This window comes from Pantoea sp. ABR1s, from assembly GCF_057812235.1.
The window spans coordinates 62093-79635 of sequence record NZ_JBSZSY010000003.1; the positions used below are offsets into that span (position 1 = coordinate 62093).

The window sequence follows — 17543 nt, forward strand, 5'->3', positions numbered from 1 at the left end:
CCTTCACAGGCCAGCGCCTGCTTTTGGACCCCCTGATTTCTGAACCTTCCGCCAAGTTGAGACAGAATTCAGGGGGTTTTTGCATTCAGAGCCCGGTGAAACATGGGCTCCATACCCTGGACGTTTTTACGGATACGTCCCATCCGGTTGATTCTTTCCCGCTCCGCGCATGTACGGCTACAGGTTTACTGCACACCCCGTCGTTAACCACCACAGTAATCAACAGGGATCTGAAAAGGATCGCCGCCCGGCGAATTCTGAAAAGAATACCCATCTCACCCGCTTAAATCCAGCACAGTTTGCTCATAGCACGAATCGTAAGGATCCAAAAAGATCACCGATAAACTTTGTGGTGTCCGCCTTCAAACTTACATGCTGACTTAATCCAAATCACGCGTCTGGCGGGACGGTGATACTCAGTTGAGATGGCATAGGATCGCATTTACAGTACGACGTACAGGGCGGTCAGGCTGAGGCGTACCGCAGCATCGCGAGGAACGAACAGCCTTAGCGACATGGCCGTCATGGGGTAAAGGTTCTGCCGGAATGGCCGATACCCCGGACAATGCCTGTTGGTTGGCGCTAAAAGGCAGACTGACAGACTTGACCTTCCCGGCCCCGTGCCCGGAATTTTTATGGCCACATGCGGTAAAGGTTTTTACAGGCTGGCCGATACTCACTCAGACTGTCGGCGGGACTGTCTCTGCGTCCGACGGCTTTAATATGTTGTGTAAAAGTTTGACCGGCCCGGTGCCCCCGGAGCCGGTTTTTTTTAGCTCTTTTCTGCACGCGCTATGGCCTGCTGCATGACCTGTTCGCTGACCACACCCGGAATGACCGTGGTGTTGTCCGGCGTGGCGTTTTCAGCCGGCATCACGATAATGCCCGGCGTCCCCGTCAGCCCCAGCATCTCAGCCAGGCCTGCATTGTTCTCCGTAACGTGGTCAGACACGGTCCTATCCTCGTCTGAAGCGGCTCCTGCACCGACGGCCGAGGCGACCTTCTCAATGTCTTCTGCCGTCAGCTTCCCTTCGTTATGCCCGGTCCGGTAAATGCCGTTATGAAATGCCACGTACGCATCTGCCCCCTGCTTCCGGTAAACACCCAGTCCGCGGTGCGATGCCTGCGCTGACTCCGGATAGCGGGCGGCAAAGATGGTCCAGTCCCGGAACGCAAAGCGCACGCCGGCGTTTGCAGCCATCACCTTTTCCATCACCGGCGCCATCATGCTGCAGGCGATGCATTCGTAGTCGAAAAACTCTGTCACGATGACTGTTGAGTCCGCCGGCCCTTTGACGGGCACGCCATCCAGCTGCATCAGCAGCCGGTGAGTTTTCAGCGCTGACTGCACGTAAGCCTGCTGCTGCATGGCCTGCTGCCGCGCCTGCAGCTTTTTGCTCACCTCAATGAGCACGTCCGGGTGCGCGACCAGATAGTCCGCCGCAATCTCGCCGATGCGGGCCTGCTGCTCCGGGGTAAAGGCTTCACCGCCGGCGGCACCGGCCTGTACTGTAAACAAAGCAGTGCTCATGGCCAGCGCAACGGTGGCCATCTTAAGGGGCTGTTTCATGAATTATCTCACATGCCTGCGGGGAGCAGGCCGAAGGTGACGCAGCCGCACTGCGTACGGCCGCAAAGGATATCAACGTTCTTTCTGTATGTGACGGGTGATTTCCGGACCAGGTAACTCCCTATCAGGCTCACGGCCCCGTGCTTCCGGTGGCAGGCTGACCTGCGCCTGCCGGTCGAGCTCGCGCGCGGCACTGGCCAGCGCCGATGACGGAATTTCCGGCTGAGCCGTTTTAACTGCAGGCCGCGAACGGTTAAGTTCTTCCTGAACCTGGCGGACCACGGCAGCCGGGGTCGCGCCGTCGCTGCCTGCTGTCGCTGCCTGCCTGATGCTGTCCGGTATACCGCTGACTGACAGCGCACCGAGCACGGCGCGCATGGCTGCATCAGCAGAGGCATCCGGCGTATCCGCCAGCGTCCGGGCAGCCTGACGAACGAGTGCGCTGTAGTCCGGGCGGGGTTCGCCCGGAAGTCGGGGCAGCTTCTGCGCCATAACTTCTGCCACACGTGCTGCAAGCTGCACGGCCAGCGTAACCTTATCCATTTCGTCCTGACCGGGTGGCACTGCCGGCAGGCTGGTTTTTTCCATCAGGTTGCCGTTGCTGACTGATTTTATTGCACTGCGCAGCGTAGCCTGCTCATCCTGCTCTCTCTCCGTTCGCGGCAGAACGGCGAGTATCTCCTGCAGCTCATCTTTCACCTGACTCAGAAGCGTGGCCTCCGGACGACGCAAATCTTCCAGGTTGCCACCCGCCACCTTCAGAAGCTGTGCGGATGGAATCTGACGTCCGTGCATTATCAATATTCCCGCCTCCGGTTTTTCACGCGCAGCGGCAAGTCCCTGCGTGAGATCGCTGACGAGCAGGACCTCGCCGCTGCGGCTTTTCTGCAGCATGGCGGCCTGTGCACCCTCTGTGACCAGCTGGCGGGTCTGCCCGGCGAGCAGTGCGCCCTTATCGTGACGCAGCGGCATCATCGTCAGGCCCGCCGCTTTTCCGTTACCGTCATACACCGGCAGGGCCAGATGAGGCTCCGGGAACTTCCGTGTCGGCGGGATGATGCGTGCCGTAACCGGGCTGCCGCGCAGGCCATTTGACCGCAGAAACGCGCGGCCCATTGCCGTTTTAGACGCGGGCTGACCCATCGCCCAGATCCGCCTGGCCCGATCGCGCTCCGGCTCGGGCGTGAGCGCGTCATGCGCCGTGGCCGGCCCGTCTTTTCCGGTCCTGAGCGTCTTTGTCCAGCCTGCTCTGTCATCGGTAACAATCTGGACGTGGTCCTTTGCACGCGATACGTTGATATAAAACGCCCGCGTGCCGCTCATCAGCTCACGTGCGCCCTCAACGCCCTCCAGCGCCAGTGAGTACCGGGCGCTGGCCCCCTGCGCGCCATAGCCGGTGACCGCCCAGCTGTAGTCCACGTGCCGGTCAGCGAGCGTGGCTGCCGGATCGATGACCTTCACCCCGCCGGCATTGCGCAGCACAATCTCACCATTGTCGCGCAGCTCTTCGACGCGATACTGTTCGTGTGCAGCGTGACCGGCCTGCTTCTGGGTTTTGCTCAGACGGACGCTGTCACCCGTGCGCAGCTCAATTGTGCGGGTCTCAAAAACCTCAATTTCCGTGGCGTTGAGCTCCTGCGGCGACCAGAACTGCGTGCGCCCCGCGTCATCCTTCAGGGTGATGTTGCCGTTAGCCTGGTCAACGCCGGTGACGTGCAGGTACCGCTGATTGGCCATCACCACCTGACCGGTTTCCCAGTCGTCAACCCGGTTAAAGTCGTGCCGTCCGCCGTTGATACGGTCCAGGACAGGGACGGTGCGGTACGCCTCGCCCAGCTCTTTTGATTCAACCATCGCGTTATGAATACCCTCATTGATGGCTCTGCGGTCTGCGTGCAGCTGAACCATGATCATGGTCTGCGCCCGTGCCTCATCGGTCCGGCTCATAAAGTCAGCCACGATTGTGGATACAGGATCTGCTGACTCGACAATTGATCCTGTGGGCAGCACCGTGCCTGCGCGCCGGGGAACGACGTCCGGCGAAACCTTTTCAATGTTTCTCAGCGCCGCCGCGAAATGATTGCTGATGATGCTGTACACCGCAGACTTCAGGTCCGGGTCGCGCTGGCGCACGATTTCCTTCATGACCGCCACGTCAATCGGGCTCCGCTCCTGCATCAGCTGAAACGGCGCACCGCTCTCGGGCGACTGCAGCTGCGCAACGTCCCCTACCGGCACGGCGCGGCCGTTACCGGCGGCGATCGCGCGGTATGCCGCCGCGGTGTCCTGGTTACCAATCATGGATGACTCATCGATAAGGAACAGCATATTGTCATAGCGGACGTCCTCACCGGCCGCGCTGCGCATCTGCCAGTCCAGCACAAACGACTTCAGCGTCTGCGCATCGATGCCGGTGCCTGCCATCTCCTTAACCGCCCGGTGAGTCGGTCCCAGACCCACAATGACCGGACGCGCGTCAGCCGGCAGGCTATCAATTGCCGCCTTTACCGCATTAAACTGGGTAGTTTTACCGACGCCTGCATACCCCTGCACGGCCGTAAACCGGTCCGGACTCTGCAGAATAAGCGAGGTGGCCTCTTTCTGGCCCTGAGTCAGGCCTGACAGGAGAATCGGATCTACCTGTGCCATCAGCGGTACCTGCGTGTTTTTACCCCGCTCTATTTCACTCACAATGGCTTTTTCCATCTCCCACGTGGAGCGCGCAACGAAGTGAGTCCCGGCACCGGTCTGCACCTCGATGAGATCGCCATCCTTAACCTGCCGGGCAACTTCACTTTCGATAAGTTTCAGGTCACCGCAGAACGTCAGCGCTTCATCCAGCAGTTTCGCCCACGGGAAAGCGACTTCCCGCATCTGCGCCACGCTTCGGGTGACGGCTTTCTGTGCATCAGAGAGCAGCTGCTTAGTGAGCGTGTCCACAGCCTCACTGGCATCCTCCTTTCCGCTGGCCTGCCGTACAAGAGATAACGGCGAGCGCGTTGAGCGCATACGCCCCAGCTTCTCTTCCGCCCGGCTCAGGGCTTCGCCCGTAAAAATCTCCGCCTCATGACCGGACTGCGCCAGTGCATTAACCATACTCACTGAAAGATCCTGTGCGCCCAGGCTGGCCAGTACCGTGCCGTGGTCGTTGTCACGGCTGCCGGGCGCACTGACATATCCGTAAGTCACGTAAAGCGGCCGGGACGCATCCAGCCGCAGCGGCTTTTGCTGCCCTTCGCGCTGCATAATGAGCGTGCCGTTTTCAATGGCCGTGACCGTGAGGCGATCGCGCGCCTTCAGGCCCGTATGCTTATCGCCGGCGAGCGCAAACAGGCGCTCCCCGGCGGCAACCTCCATGTCATTCTGCGTAAACAGCCGCCAGTCGCCGGAGAGTGCGCTGAGTTTTACCCGTGACAGCACCCCGTCCCCGTCAATCAGCGAGAGCATGCGGGTCTCATCATGCACGCGGTCGATAACGTAGTGACGCGTTTCGTTTTTCTCCGACCGGTCTTCCAGCACCATGCCGGCGCGGTAGGTCCGGGGGAGACGGCGCTCTTTGGCCGTCACAAACACAGGTGTACGTGCCACGATGCTGACCGACTCCTGGCCCAGCCTGCCGGCATCCTGCAGCGCACTCCTGATAACACCGGTCAGCTGGCTCTGCTCGCGCGGGCCTGTCACAACGGCCGTAACGGTCCCCTCCGCAGGGTCCATTCCGGCATAACGCTCTGCCAGCGCCTGGTAGCGGTCTCGCTTGTCCTGAATACTGGTCACGCGCACCTCGATTCCGTCAGACGGTGCGTTCAGACTCTGACGCTTTACACCGGCCGCGGTCAGCACGGACAGTGCGTTCGCATTTGACTGCCGTCCGGCGCTGTCCAGAAAGAGCAGCTGCGCATTCTGCTGATGCGCCTCACCGGTGAGCACCAGCATTTCTTTCAGGCTGAGTTTTTCCGCGCTCTCCACGATGACCGTACTCTGCGGCATCAGGCTGAAGGTGCCATCAAGCATCCGGCTGCGGTGGAGCAGCCGGTCCCTGAGCTCAGGTGATTTGGCAAAGCTGAGTGCGCGCTCGGCTGAACTGGTCAGCACGCTGACCTCGCGCCCCTGCTCACGTGACATTGTCACCAGTTCCTCCGTGACTTCACGCAGACGCCCGACAGATGCGGGTGCACTGATGATGACGGCGGGCTCCCGGGCAATGTGCTCAGGGTGCCCGGGGGACAGACCGCCGTCGGGGCTGAAGTTAATTACCCGGTTCTCTTTCAGGATATCCGCTGCCAGTGACTGTACCGACAACTCATCCAGCAGGTGGATGTGCGAGGTAAATACGCCTTTATCACCGTCGAGAGGCACGAGCAGGTTGTCATGAATAGCCTGGTCAAGCGCCCTGCGCAGGTCCGGAATAGTGTTCTGCAGTTCACCGGCGTTATGAGCGGTCAGCAGAAGATCCCCGTAGGTAAACCGCGTTTTACTGTCGCTCAGTACGGAAATGGCGGTGCGGACCGCGTCCATCGCCGGCACAGGGGCGTCCTGCACCTCACCCGCTTCAGGACGGGACATTTCACGTTCGCGGGCTTCATTCATCACGCCCTGAATATCAAAGCCGGTGTCTTCCATCTGGCGCTGCCAGCGCGCCTGAAGCCGTGCGCGGCCATCGGCCGTTTCGGGCTTCACGATCGGCTCATCCTGAATCTGTGCTGACGGCGCTGATATGTCCTTATCCGCTGTTACAGCGGCTTTTTCTGCCGCTGACACCGTGCTACCGGGCACAGGCTCTGCCGCCATGTCTTTTTCCTGTGCTGGCGGAGTTAAAGGCTCTTTACCCGCCGTTTCAGGGATTTTCTCTGCGGCTGACACCCCATGTGCCGGTTCAGGCTCTGCCGGACCATTTTTTTCCTGTGCTGGCGCCGTTAAAGGCACTTTATCCGCCGTTTCAGGGGCTTTTCCGGTAGCGGTCATCCCGTGCGCCGGCGCAGGCTCAGCCTGCTCGGGTATGGAGGAAGATTCTGGCCGGCTGCGCCCCGGTGCCGCTTCGTCCTCGCCATAGCGGCTGATGTCCTGCTTGCGCTGGCGCGTATCGAGTGCGGCCACGTCGCGGCTTTTCAGCGAGGCATCCTCGCCGGCACGCGCGTGGATTTCCCGGTGGCGCGAGGAAAACTCATCCAGCACCGCTTCCGTAAAGCCCTTTATCTCCCACAAATCATGACGGCCGCCGGTCGGCACGGTTTCATAACCGATAGCCTCCGCCTTGCCTTTAAGCACGTTGCGGTAGATTTTTCCGTACGTTATCTGGTTGCGGTATGCCGTTTCAATAAAGCCGGCGCCGTGAATGGTGTCGGTGGCCAGCGCCTTCCACTTGCCGTCCAGCTCCGTGACGTTGGCCATCACCGCGTGCGTGTGGATCTGCGGATCGAGGTTGCGGGAGGTGTCATGGGTGAACAGGGCAGCGACCATTTTACCGCTGGTCACGATGCGCGTAACGCCTTCCTTCGTGTCCCGGGCGCTTACCGTCTGCTCCATGATGGCCAGCGTCTCTTTTACCGCGTCATGGTGTGCCTCCAGCAGGCGTTTATCGCCGCCGGCAAGGATAAGCATCGAGACGCTTTTGGGTGCTGAAAAGGTAAAGTCGTGCCCCGGGCGGTGCACGTGGGCACCCTGCACCTCCTTACCCAGCATCACGCCGTTGGGCAGATTGCCGTGCAGGATGTCCGTGAACGTGTCCAGGTCAACCGGTCCCTCCAGGCCCAGCTCCCGCGCACCCTCACCCATCCACTGCGTGGGCATGTCATCCAGAAAGTAATAGTTATCCTTGCTGCTGTAGTAGCCGGCAGCGTCGGCGGCCGAAGCCACCGGAGCAACGGTCATCATCGTTCATACCCTCCCGGGTCCAGGCTGTCACTCATCTCCTGATACGCGTCGTAGTCGTCGCGGTGTCGCAGGATGTTCTTTTCGTCATCGGCCATGCGTGCGTTGGCGTCGCTGTACTGCCGGGCATCAGCCTCTTCGCGCTTTTCCTGGTCGGTTTTTCGCGGGCTGATGTGCCGGACGATGAGGCGGCCGCCGTCGTCCTTTTCCATCTGCATGTTGAGCTCAGGCGCTTCACCCTGCGCCGCGCCATCCTGCGGCATCGCCTCCTCAGCGTTGCCTTCACTGCTTTCTGCTGCAGCCCGGCTTTTACGGCGCGCCAGCATGTCGAGTGCGCTGGGTCCGGACGGTTTTGTTCTGATGGCGGGTCGCACCGCGGGCTGCGGAGCTTTTGGCGGCGATGCTTCCCGCCCGGTGTCTGACGGCGTGACCGGCCGGACAGGTGCCGGCGGCGTCATTTCCGTTTCAGGCGGTGCCTCTGCGGCAGCCTGCTTTGCCGGCATCGGCTCAGCCTCAGCCGCGATGACCGGCGCGGGTACAGTACGCAGCGGGAACGGGCGCACGTTTGAGGGCGGCGGCGTATTACCCGCGGCCTCCGATGCGGGTAGTGCCTGAGCCGGCGTCGCAGCAGGTACTGACGTCACAACCTCCTGCTCGGCAGGTGAAACCGGACGGCTCACGGGCGGTTCAGCTTTTAACGGCGCAGCAGCCGGTGAGGCAGGCACGGTCTCCGGCCCGGATGTGGCGGTGGTGCGGTCATCGTCTTCCAGTATTTCTTCGCCGGTCGGAAACGAAATGTTCGCCGCACGGGAGCTGCGTTCGTTGCTCTCGATGATTTGTTCGAGCTCCGGACTCAGCCGGTCACGGAAATCGCGCTCAATCAGTGCGGGGTGATATTTTTTCTGTTGGCGGTACTTCAGGTTCAGCTTCACCACCGGGTATTCGCCCGGCAGGCGAATATAAAACTGCAGGTTCGGCATCTTCATTATCTGGTCGTAGTCCACGATGGGCTCGTTGACCTTGTCCTTACTGATGGAGATACCGTCACGCACCTGGTCAAGACCGTAGCTGTTCTGTTCGCGCGCCTCGCGCCGGCGCTGATGCCCCAGCTCCTCCTCCACGATTTTTGCCACCTCAGCGCTCGGCGATCGGCCATAGGCGCGGGTGTTAAGCAGGTCAAAGATGGCTTTGGCCATCTCGCGGCCGTAAATGTGGATCAGCTGCGGCATGTTCTGAATGCCAATCACAAAGCAGGCCCCGAACTTTCGCCCCTCGGCCAGCGTTTCGTTGAGCTCCGGTATCTTCTGCAGGCCGGCAATCTCATCGCCGACGACCCACACGCGGCGCTCACTGTCCTCTCCCATGCTCTGCAGCAGCAGCGTGGCCATCGACAGCCACATGGTGATCAGCGGGCGCACCGCCTTGCGGTGGCGGGCCGTGGTGGAGATAAACAGCCAGCTGCTGTCGTACTGCGCGTCGGTCATCCACTCGCGGATGCTGAACTCTGGCTTACCCTCCTTATCCAGTCCCTGCAGGTAGCGCAGCGACTTGGCATAGTTGGTCAGCACCGAGCGGATGGAGATGGCGGTCTTCTCGATTTTCTCCTCGACCAGGTTGGCCGACGGGGTGTTTTTCAGAAACTCGCGCAGGCTTTTCAGATCGATTGACAGGCAGGTCTTCAGGAATGCCTCAATACTGCGGTCCGGACGGGACGCGAACTGCATGGCCGTGTCGCTGAAGATGGTGCGCGATGAGGACACCCAGAACGGGTCGGAGTCACCTTCAACCGGCATCAGCGCGGCCGTCATGTTCTCGTAGTCCACCACGTCCTGCGCTTCGCGCCACAACACCCAGTTCTCACAGCGCTTGTCGTGTGCGCAGAGGATTTTGTCGATGCGCTCGTCGTAGTGGGTCTCAATAAAGGTACCGCCGGAGTCATAAATGATCGCCCGGTCGCCGCGCCGGCGGATATAGTCCAGCAGCCAGCGGATGAGCGTGGACTTGCCCACGTTAACGGTGCCGTGAATGAGGAAGTTCATGATCTCGGCGTTCTTCACCATGTTCAGGCCAGCTATCTGCAGATCGGACTTCTGGCCGGCTTTTTTAAGCAGCCGGTTTACCTCTTTGGGCTTGTCGGTGAGGGTCATGCCAGAGATAAACTCGTCCTCACTCTCCTTCTTACCGATGCGACCCACATACCAGGCAATAAGGCACCAGAGCAGACTGGCGGTGATACCGCAGGCGCTGGCGATGAAGCGCAGATTCATCAGAAACTGGCGGCCCATATCCTGCATCCACGGATTGGACAGCAGCTGCGCCGGCGTCAGCTTTATCGTGCACAGCTGCGCACCCTCTTCGCAGTGCCAGAAGATGTCCCACGTGGCTTCGGCAGCACGGGGCGACAGGCCCAGCAGTGAGTGGCTGGGCCACGCAGCCCAGTACCAGAAGCCGTTACGCAGCACGTCGTCGGGCGTCGTCAGCCAGAACAGCACGCCGGTGGCAACCACGAACAGCAGCAGCATCCAGTGAAAAATCCAATTGCTGACCTGAACAAACATGCGCAGACGGTAGGCCGTCATCTGGCCGCCCTGCGTCAGATATTTGGGTGTAAAACTCATGGGGAACTCCGGAAAGCACGCAGGCGCAGCCCGCCCGGAGGAACCGGGCAGGCAGACGACAGGGAAAGGTTAAGCGGATAGTACGTTCAGAATTACTTCAGCAGCTGAGGGGTTCTGCGCAGGCGGTCAAGTCGCATGGCGAGGTCCCAGGCGTAGAAGCTGCTCTGCATCATCAGGAATTTCACCAGCAGTGCAGCAGCACGTACGCGCTGAAAACGAAAAACGGGGTAAGCCAGGCAATAAGGGTGCGTACCGCACCGCTGGAAGTGAGCATAGGGTTTCCTTCAGAAAGTTAAGAACGGAGGGGCAGTACAGGTACAGCGCTATCCCGGACGCACGCCATCCGTGCAGATATCTGCCAGTGCAGCATGCGGGGAAGGTATCCGGAGAATCTGAGCCACGCTTCCGCTACCCCGAATATCCGGGAGAGACGTATAAAAATGAGGTCCCGAAAGGGAGGAGGGCAGCACCCGTGGTGTTGATGCTGCCCCGGTGTCCGCTGCCCGGGGCAGCAGACGGGGGTCGGCAGGCGCCCCGTTGTCAGGAGAGGTTTTCTTATTTCCCCTTAAAGCGCATGCCGCCGGCTTTGCAACCGGTCATTACTTAATACCAGGAATTTCAGCGTCCTGCAAGCTGCCATACCTTTATAAAGGTGACCCGGAGTGCAGCAGCTAAGGCTAGTCCGCACGCGCTCAGGCTCAGTACGTAAAGAAACATCGCAGCCAGCATAAACAGGCAGAACCCTGCCGACCCTGCTGCCCCTTCTGCCCCTTCTGCCCCTTCTGCTGCGTAAAGGCACCGGAGAAATCTGATGAAGTACCACGGCAGCCAGCTGTCCGTTAAATTCACGAGTAGCAGCGTAATAATGGCGCCTGCCAGGGTAAGATTAAGCAAAGCGGGAAGTAAGGCCGCAGCTCGTTCAATTCCTCTGAGCATGATGGACTCCGGGGGGCGTCAAGTTATTGCGCTACATGATGCCGGCGACGGATTTAGCCAGTTGCGCTTCAAGCACCGGTTTGGCCTCTTCAAACTTCAGGTTTACCTTGTTGGCGTTTGAGACGACGCGTGTCTGATACTTCATACGATTACCCTCTTCGCTGCTGGTCTGCAACTTGATGCCCGAGGAGCCCTGACGCAGCGCCGCCACGTTGTTCGTGGTTACTGCTGCCTTACTACGTTCGGAAATCTGCAGATCGGTCACCATTGTGTAATTGACGTCTTCCACCATTGCGTCCGCTGCCATACCTGCCAGGCCTGCCGCGAGGCCTATACCCAGAATGGCGCCGCCTGAAGTGCTGTTGTAGGCGGTAATGCCTGCACCCAGCGCGGCACCGGTAGCGGCACCTTCATATCCGGTTGACAGGAATCCCTGCGTCTGACGTAAGTCCATCTTTTCTGCCTTCAGCACATTGGCCTGAATCCAGTAATAAGCAGCATCGGGGCTTGAGGTCACGGTGTAGCCTTTAGCGCGCAGGTCCTGCGCCAGCATCGACTCCAGATCGCTCATGTCCTTGTCGGAGGTGTTACGCACCTGCAGGTAAACAGTTTTCTGACTGGACGGCTCAAGCTACACGGTCTGACTCATCTGCGTTTTGACATTGAGATTGCATTTTTTGATGGCGGTGCTCATGGCACTGCATCCGGAAAGCATCAGAGAGGCAGCTGCAATTGCTGCCACGAAGGCATTACGATTTTTCATTGACGTATCCTTGTTAAATGGAAAAAAGGGACAGGCGCGCCCCGGGGCACGCTGTTTTAAATGGGGGGTTGAAAAGAACCCCTTCCGTCAGAGTGCCGGAAGGGGTATCGGCAGAAGCCGCAGGAACTTAAATCTTTTTGATAAAATTGATGATTTTCTCAAGAGCCAGACCAGCTCCGAGTCGGTTAATTTCCATCCCTACAATTATATTAACTACAAATAGTAATGCGAACTCTAAAGCTGGAACAGCAAATGCCAACCAAGTTGAGAAAGCTGATAACGAAGTAGCCATCAGCATCATAATCACGAAAAAAAGGACAGTCCGTTGTGTGATTATCTTAAGATGTTCAATCACTAACGAGCGAGTACGGATGTCATTGGGTATAGCTAAATACAGAATCATGTTGTTATAGGCCATGAGCATGAATATCAGCCCAATTGGCAATGTCGGCACTAAAAAAACCCATCCATCGCTTAAGAAGTACTCTATAAATCCATTAAGGGTGAGGGATGGTTCATAACCTGAAAAGTAGACAATTGATGAACTGATAAAACTTAAAAGTAACGATAGAGCTGGTATTAACCCGCTTAATTTAAATAGCTCAAGGGCTGATGGAACAATCCTTTCATCAGTTTTAAATCCATCTAAAACCATAGACAAATCGGCATTTATTTCTGATGCCACTAAACCTTTCATGCCCCATCCTCCCTTCGCAAAATTTTATGATGCCTTACTCTGATCAGCTCTCAATTTCTCGAGCTTTTCTTTGAAAATGTCATGTTTGTTGCTTTCAGTACCAAATCTTGTCTGCTTCAAGTCTTCTTCAGTCCTTCCTATCTGTTGACTCCTGACAGCACCTTGATGCTCATTTCTGAGTATATCGCTGGACGTCTGAACAGTGGTTTTGTTTTCGGCGATTTTACCGTCATTTTCCCTGAGAGTTTCCATAAGGCCAGATCTTTGTGCTGCGACCTGATTAGCGACATTATTCTGAATGCCGGCGCCTGCGGCCTGCTCACTCACGCGTTTTGACCCGTTGCGGAAATCTTCCCTCATTTCCTGTGAAGGTGCACCCGCCGGAACGCTGAGATTCCTCTCTCCCTGCCGCGTGCTGACTTCAGTTGCCTGGCCATTTGTGGCAACAGCATTCTGCGATGAAACTTCAGCGGGTCCGTGACTGTAAGCCGGTGAGCTACCCGACAGGGCCTGTCCGGAAGCCTCTGCTCCGGCGGGCAGCGTGGCTCCACGGCCCGCAGATGTCCCTGCTGCATCCAGCGAACGTGCCGGCTGCAGTGGCTCACTGTTAACCTGGTCAGTCCGTGCGCCATAGTTGCGCATAATTTCCGGTTCAAGCCGCTCGTGCATAAACTCAGTGGCCGCGCCCTGCGCGCTTCTGACATTGGTCAGGATGTTCTGCGCATCGCTGCCGTACTTCGCGGTAGTCCAGTCCACAAACTCCTGGTTGTAGTTGGCGTCCAGGCTGGCGCTCTGCGTCTGTGACAGCGTGGCCATGCGGCTGAACTCCTGACTGCGCGTGCTGCTCTCGGTGTACTGATGGTACTGACTCTTCGCATCGTTGAGTGTCGCCGCGAACTGCTGAGCGTTAGAGCTGGACTGATTATCAGTATGACTGCCCGATTCGCTCAGGCGGGTTGAGGTAACCATGTCCACGCCTTCGCGGAAGTCACGCGCCTCCTGACTGCTCTGATCGTGACGGTTATCGCGGCCCTCAGCATGGCTGTCCTGCGTTCCGTGCGAGCTGCCGGACGTGTGCCGCCAGTCTGTATTGACGTTTGCTTCCCCGCCGGCACTCAGGCCGGTCGCCCACTTACCGAGCTTGCCGGCCAGCTGGTCACCGGAGTCAAATTTAACATAGCCTCTGGCACCTGCACCCGCACTGCCCTGATTGGTGATATCCATCAGCTGGTTGTAGGCCTGCTGTTCAGAAACATTATGCGACTTCGCATAGTTCTCAACGGCAGACTGCATTTTGCTCGCGCCTTTAGAGACATTCGTTGCCACACTGTTGTCGCTGCCCTGCGTCATGCTGTCGCTGTTACCGCTCTGCTGCGTCAGCTGGTTCATCTGCTGGAAGCCGCTGGTCACGCTGTGGTTATAGCCATCAAGCGAACTCTGCGCCTGCTGCTGTGCCTGCCGGGCCTGCTCGGAGAATCCGCTGCTGGCGAGTGAGCTGAGCCGCATGCTGACCGGCAGATTTGATATCGCCTGACTGGTATCCACCACGGTGTGTCCGTCCGCCGTCTGCGTCATCATCGCGTTATTGCCGGTCTGAAAGCCCTGAGACCCCGAGCGGCGCAGCATGTTGGTGTCAAACTTGTTGGCGCTGACGTTATCCATCGACATGTTGTTAAACGACCAGTTGCCGTCCGCCGTTGTGGAGGCCTGTCCGCCGGTCGCAAACGCCGCCGAACTCATCACCCCGCCGACGGCCTGTGAGGCCACCGACGCCGCGCCTTTGGTCAGGAAAAAGGCAAGCACCGGTATCGACATGCTCAGATAGCCCGCGATGTTGGCCGCGTCTGAGTGCTGCAGGGCGACCAGATCCTGATTGGCCAGCACCAGCGGCGTGGCGCCGGTCTTCGTCTGCAGGTAGAAGTTGGCCAGCGAGTTGAGGATGGCGAACATCACCGGCCACATCGTGAAGTAAACGAAACCGCCGGCGTACAGCTTCAGCGTTTTCAGCCCGAAGATGTCGTGGTTCACCAGTGCCAGCGCAATCACCAGCGGGAACAGCGCAATCAGTACCAGCATCATCAGCGACTGGAACATCGGCAGCGTACGCGACGCTATCACGCCGCCCGCGCCCCAGCTGATGCGCTGTTTGGTCATGCTGGACTCGGTGGCCAGATTCAGCAGATTGGCCGTGTCGGAAGAGCGCGCCGCAAACCCTTTCCAGCCGTCCCGGATGGCCGCATTGGTGATGTTATTACGCATAATCTGCGAGGCACTCAGACCGCCTGCATAGAAGAAGTTGTAGCTCTCATCCATCGCATTGCCGAGCAGCGTGTCCCCGCTGACGCGGCTGCCGAATACGCGCGTGGCCAGTGCATGCCAGGTCGTGCCGCCGATGCGCACGTCCGCCCCGATCAGGTTTTTGATGACGGCAGCCGCCTGCTGGCAGGTGATGAACTGCCGGCCACTGCCGGTATCCTGATACAGACCGCGCAGCGGACTCGGGTTGTTCGTTATCAGCGTCAGTGGATCGGTGCTGTTCAGCAGCTGTGACACGGTGTACTTGTTATTCAGCAGAATGTCGCCCACCACGCAGTTTTCCACGTAGTCAGTGAGCATTCCGGCCAGCTGCGGATTCTGTGACCGGAAGTCCGTGGTCTGCGCCACAATCTGCGAACCGAACAGCATGCCGGTCTTCGTATAGGTCAGCGAATCCGGCCGCGAAAAGCTGTACTCATAAAGCCGCGCCACGCCGAACTGTACGGACGTGGTCAGCCCGGCGATAAAGGCCAGACCGGCCGGCACGTTATCGACCTGATAAACCGCCGCCGGATCGGTGACATCAAGTATCTGTACGCTGCGCTTCGGAACGAGCAGCACCGAGGTGATGACAAAGAAGATGGCCAGCCAGCTGGCAAACACCATCGGGTTGCGCGATTTGATAAAGCTGACGATCACGCCCAGTACGCCAAAGAGCCCGGCGATACGTTTTAACGTGTCATAGGTGTCGCTGCCAATGACGGTGACGACGCCGTTAAACACCTGACGCCACATGTCACCGCCGTAGATGGTCCAGACCTCAGTCATTGCCCGTTCCCCACTGATAGTTGCCCTGATAGGACGTCGAGATAATCGTTGATACCTGCTGCTGCAGGTACTGCATATTGCGATCGATACCGTCCAGCGCGTTCTGGTCGGCGGTACTCTGCAGCTTCATCTGTGCCAGCAGCGAGGTTGCAGCCAGCACGTTGTTACGCAGCTCGCCGGCCGCCTGCTCGGGAAAGTTTTTGCCGGCCAGAGACTGGCTCGCCTGCTTTACCAGCTCCTGCAGGTACTGGATCATCATGTCCTGTGCGATAAAGTCGGCGACCTGTATCAGGTAGGTCGGGCTCATGCCCATGCTGCGTGAGTTGGTCAGGTACTTCAGCACAGGCACCGAGGTGGTGTTAATGAAGCCCTTCTCCCTGTCTGACAGGCCGGTATCAGCCGTGAGCTTGCTGTCGATGGAAATCATCAGGTTACGCACCTGGGTCACCAGGGCCACGTCGCTGCTGACCGTAACGCTGGCCACCGTCGGCCCGAGGCACAGGTCCGGCTCGTCGCAGCCGTACATCTTCGCGGTGCCGCCGCGCATCAGTACGGTAATGATGTCGCGGTTATCAACCAGCGGCGTCAGGACGGTGACCTGCCCGGCCTTATTGAAAATGATGGAGCCCACCACGCTCATCACCAGCTCCTTCAGCTGGCGGTTACCGTCGAACAGGTGGTTGCGGCCCAGCGCGTCCCAGATGAGGTTTTTGTTTTTCAGCACCTGGTCCTTCATGTTGTCGGACGCCCGGCCGGTGACGCTGTCACCCTGACCGCCCACGGTGCAGCCCTGCCGTGACGCCGCCCAGTCGGAAAAAAGGTTGCTCTCACCGGCAATGTCCTGGCAGATTTTCTGGTTCGACACCTGAGACACCGGCCACAGGCCGCCGATGATGCCCTGCGCGGCCTGGCAGGAGCTCATGTTGGCGGAGTTCACGTCCGAGGCGAGCTTCTGCAGAAAGTCTTTAGCCTGCTTGAGCTCCGGCACCATCGTCTGCAGTGCCAGGTCAAAAGCGTAACCCGCCGCATTACTCATGATCTGCTTAACGAAGCGCTGTAGTTCGGCCCCGTTGATGTAGGAAAAGGCGCCCAGATAGGCGTCTATGCCGCCGCAGCCGGCGTTGAGTGACGGTACCTGCATTGAGATGAGCTGCACCTGTTTGACCGGGTTACGCAGATAGATGGAGCCGCCGGTAACGTAGCCTGCGGCCTGACCCTGCCATGCCTGCGCCTTTGAGACGTTGCCGTCAAAGCCGAGGCTGCCAAAGTAGCCGTTCAGGTCACCCTGCACGTCGGCCAGAGTCGGCGTGCTGATGACCAGCGCCGTCGCGGCGCAGAGAAGGAACTGCCTGAGTTTCATGTGAAGACGCTCCGTAGCGGGAAACGGCTTGTTGCCCGCTCTGAATGAAATAAACAGATATGTGCCGTTACCGGCAGCAGGTAAGTGTCTGTCTGTCAGTTTTAGCGGCGAAAGAGAAATGCCGGAAAGATATGCATGCCATCTGTCTGCTCAGGCGCGGGAGACGGCTCAGAAGCCGGTCTGCAGCGTTCCGGGCAGTTATTCTGGAGACCGCCGGAGCAGACATAACACGCAGAAGATGAGCCACAACAACAGGTAAGAAAAACAGCCACTTTCAGCCACAACATCCGGATATGCACGCTGACTGAAAATCCAGCCCGCTGTGCCAAGACTGGCTGCAACAGGCAATCCATAACGCCGCAGCCAGCCTTTCAGCGCGGGCAGTTGCCCCAGCGTCCGGTAATCCAGCCACAGGCACCAGAGCGGCAGCAATGACAGTAACCATCCGGGAAGGCAGAACATTCTGACCTCAGCCAGAAAACGGGCAACGTCCGGAGGCGGCAGTGCGGGCTCAGCAACCGGAGAGAACTGAAATAACCAGCCCATGGCAACCACCCAGACAAATGCAGCGAAGATGACCGTTCCCTCCCTGATAAAGTGTTTTTTATCCGTTCTGTTGTGTATTTTCATCACCCGTTTCCTCATGA

8 protein-coding genes and 1 pseudogene are annotated in these 17543 nt (G+C 58.8%); all 9 read right to left on the reverse strand.

What is annotated here, in order from left to right:
- Nucleotides 1-772: 772 nt before the first annotated feature.
- Nucleotides 773-1570 carry a DsbA family protein gene (locus ACXKZD_RS20685; RefSeq protein ID WP_488982246.1) on the reverse strand — a complete coding sequence of 266 codons (798 nt, stop codon included), beginning with the start codon at nucleotides 1568-1570 and terminating at the stop codon, nucleotides 773-775.
- 72 nt (nucleotides 1571-1642) lie between these two features.
- Nucleotides 1643-7441 (reverse strand): MobF family relaxase, encoded by a 5799-nt coding sequence (gene mobF / locus ACXKZD_RS20690; protein WP_488982247.1) that lies wholly within the window; start codon nucleotides 7439-7441, stop codon nucleotides 1643-1645.
- The gene (gene traD / locus ACXKZD_RS20695) at nucleotides 7438-10056 is read right to left on the reverse strand and encodes a type IV conjugative transfer system coupling protein TraD (protein ID WP_488982248.1); all 2619 of its coding nucleotides are present in this window, start codon (nucleotides 10054-10056) and stop codon (nucleotides 7438-7440) included. The genes mobF and traD overlap by 4 nt, the downstream gene beginning before the upstream one ends.
- A 618-nt stretch (nucleotides 10057-10674) precedes the next feature.
- Nucleotides 10675-10992, reverse strand: a complete 318-nt coding sequence (locus ACXKZD_RS20700) for a hypothetical protein (protein ID WP_488982170.1) — start codon at nucleotides 10990-10992, stop codon at nucleotides 10675-10677.
- Between the two features lie 31 nt (nucleotides 10993-11023).
- Nucleotides 11024-11755 (reverse strand): annotated as a pseudogene (traT, locus tag ACXKZD_RS20705) (complement resistance protein TraT).
- A gap of 127 nt (nucleotides 11756-11882) precedes the next feature.
- Nucleotides 11883-12452 carry a hypothetical protein gene (locus ACXKZD_RS20710; protein ID WP_488982171.1) on the reverse strand — a complete coding sequence of 190 codons (570 nt, stop codon included), beginning with the start codon at nucleotides 12450-12452 and terminating at the stop codon, nucleotides 11883-11885.
- 24 nt (nucleotides 12453-12476) lie between these two features.
- Nucleotides 12477-15536, reverse strand: coding sequence for a conjugal transfer mating-pair stabilization protein TraG (gene traG / locus ACXKZD_RS20715; RefSeq protein ID WP_488982172.1), 3060 nt, complete (start codon nucleotides 15534-15536; stop codon nucleotides 12477-12479).
- On the reverse strand, nucleotides 15529-16896 hold the full coding sequence (gene traH, locus ACXKZD_RS20720; RefSeq protein WP_488982173.1) for a conjugal transfer pilus assembly protein TraH: 1368 nt from the start codon (nucleotides 16894-16896) through the stop codon (nucleotides 15529-15531). Before traH ends, traG begins: the two co-directional genes overlap by 8 nt.
- 198 nt (nucleotides 16897-17094) lie before the next feature.
- Nucleotides 17095-17526 (reverse strand): hypothetical protein, encoded by a 432-nt coding sequence (locus tag ACXKZD_RS20725; protein WP_488982174.1) that lies wholly within the window; start codon nucleotides 17524-17526, stop codon nucleotides 17095-17097.
- Between the last annotated feature and the right edge of the window lie 17 nt (nucleotides 17527-17543).

What these genes read in the sequence shown, in the direction of transcription:
- ACXKZD_RS20685 (WP_488982246.1), bottom strand. Translation starts at nt 1,570, where the DNA reads ATGAAACAGCCCCTTAAGATGGCCACCGTTGCGCTGGCCATGAGCACT.
- mobF (WP_488982247.1), bottom strand. Translation starts at nt 7,441, where the DNA reads ATGATGACCGTTGCTCCGGTGGCTTCGGCCGCCGACGCTGCCGGCTAC.
- traD (WP_488982248.1), bottom strand. Translation starts at nt 10,056, where the DNA reads ATGAGTTTTACACCCAAATATCTGACGCAGGGCGGCCAGATGACGGCC.
- ACXKZD_RS20700 (WP_488982170.1), bottom strand. Translation starts at nt 10,992, where the DNA reads ATGCTCAGAGGAATTGAACGAGCTGCGGCCTTACTTCCCGCTTTGCTT.
- ACXKZD_RS20710 (WP_488982171.1), bottom strand. Translation starts at nt 12,452, where the DNA reads ATGAAAGGTTTAGTGGCATCAGAAATAAATGCCGATTTGTCTATGGTT.
- traG (WP_488982172.1), bottom strand. Translation starts at nt 15,536, where the DNA reads ATGACTGAGGTCTGGACCATCTACGGCGGTGACATGTGGCGTCAGGTG.
- traH (WP_488982173.1), bottom strand. Translation starts at nt 16,896, where the DNA reads ATGAAACTCAGGCAGTTCCTTCTCTGCGCCGCGACGGCGCTGGTCATC.
- ACXKZD_RS20725 (WP_488982174.1), bottom strand. Translation starts at nt 17,526, where the DNA reads ATGAAAATACACAACAGAACGGATAAAAAACACTTTATCAGGGAGGGA.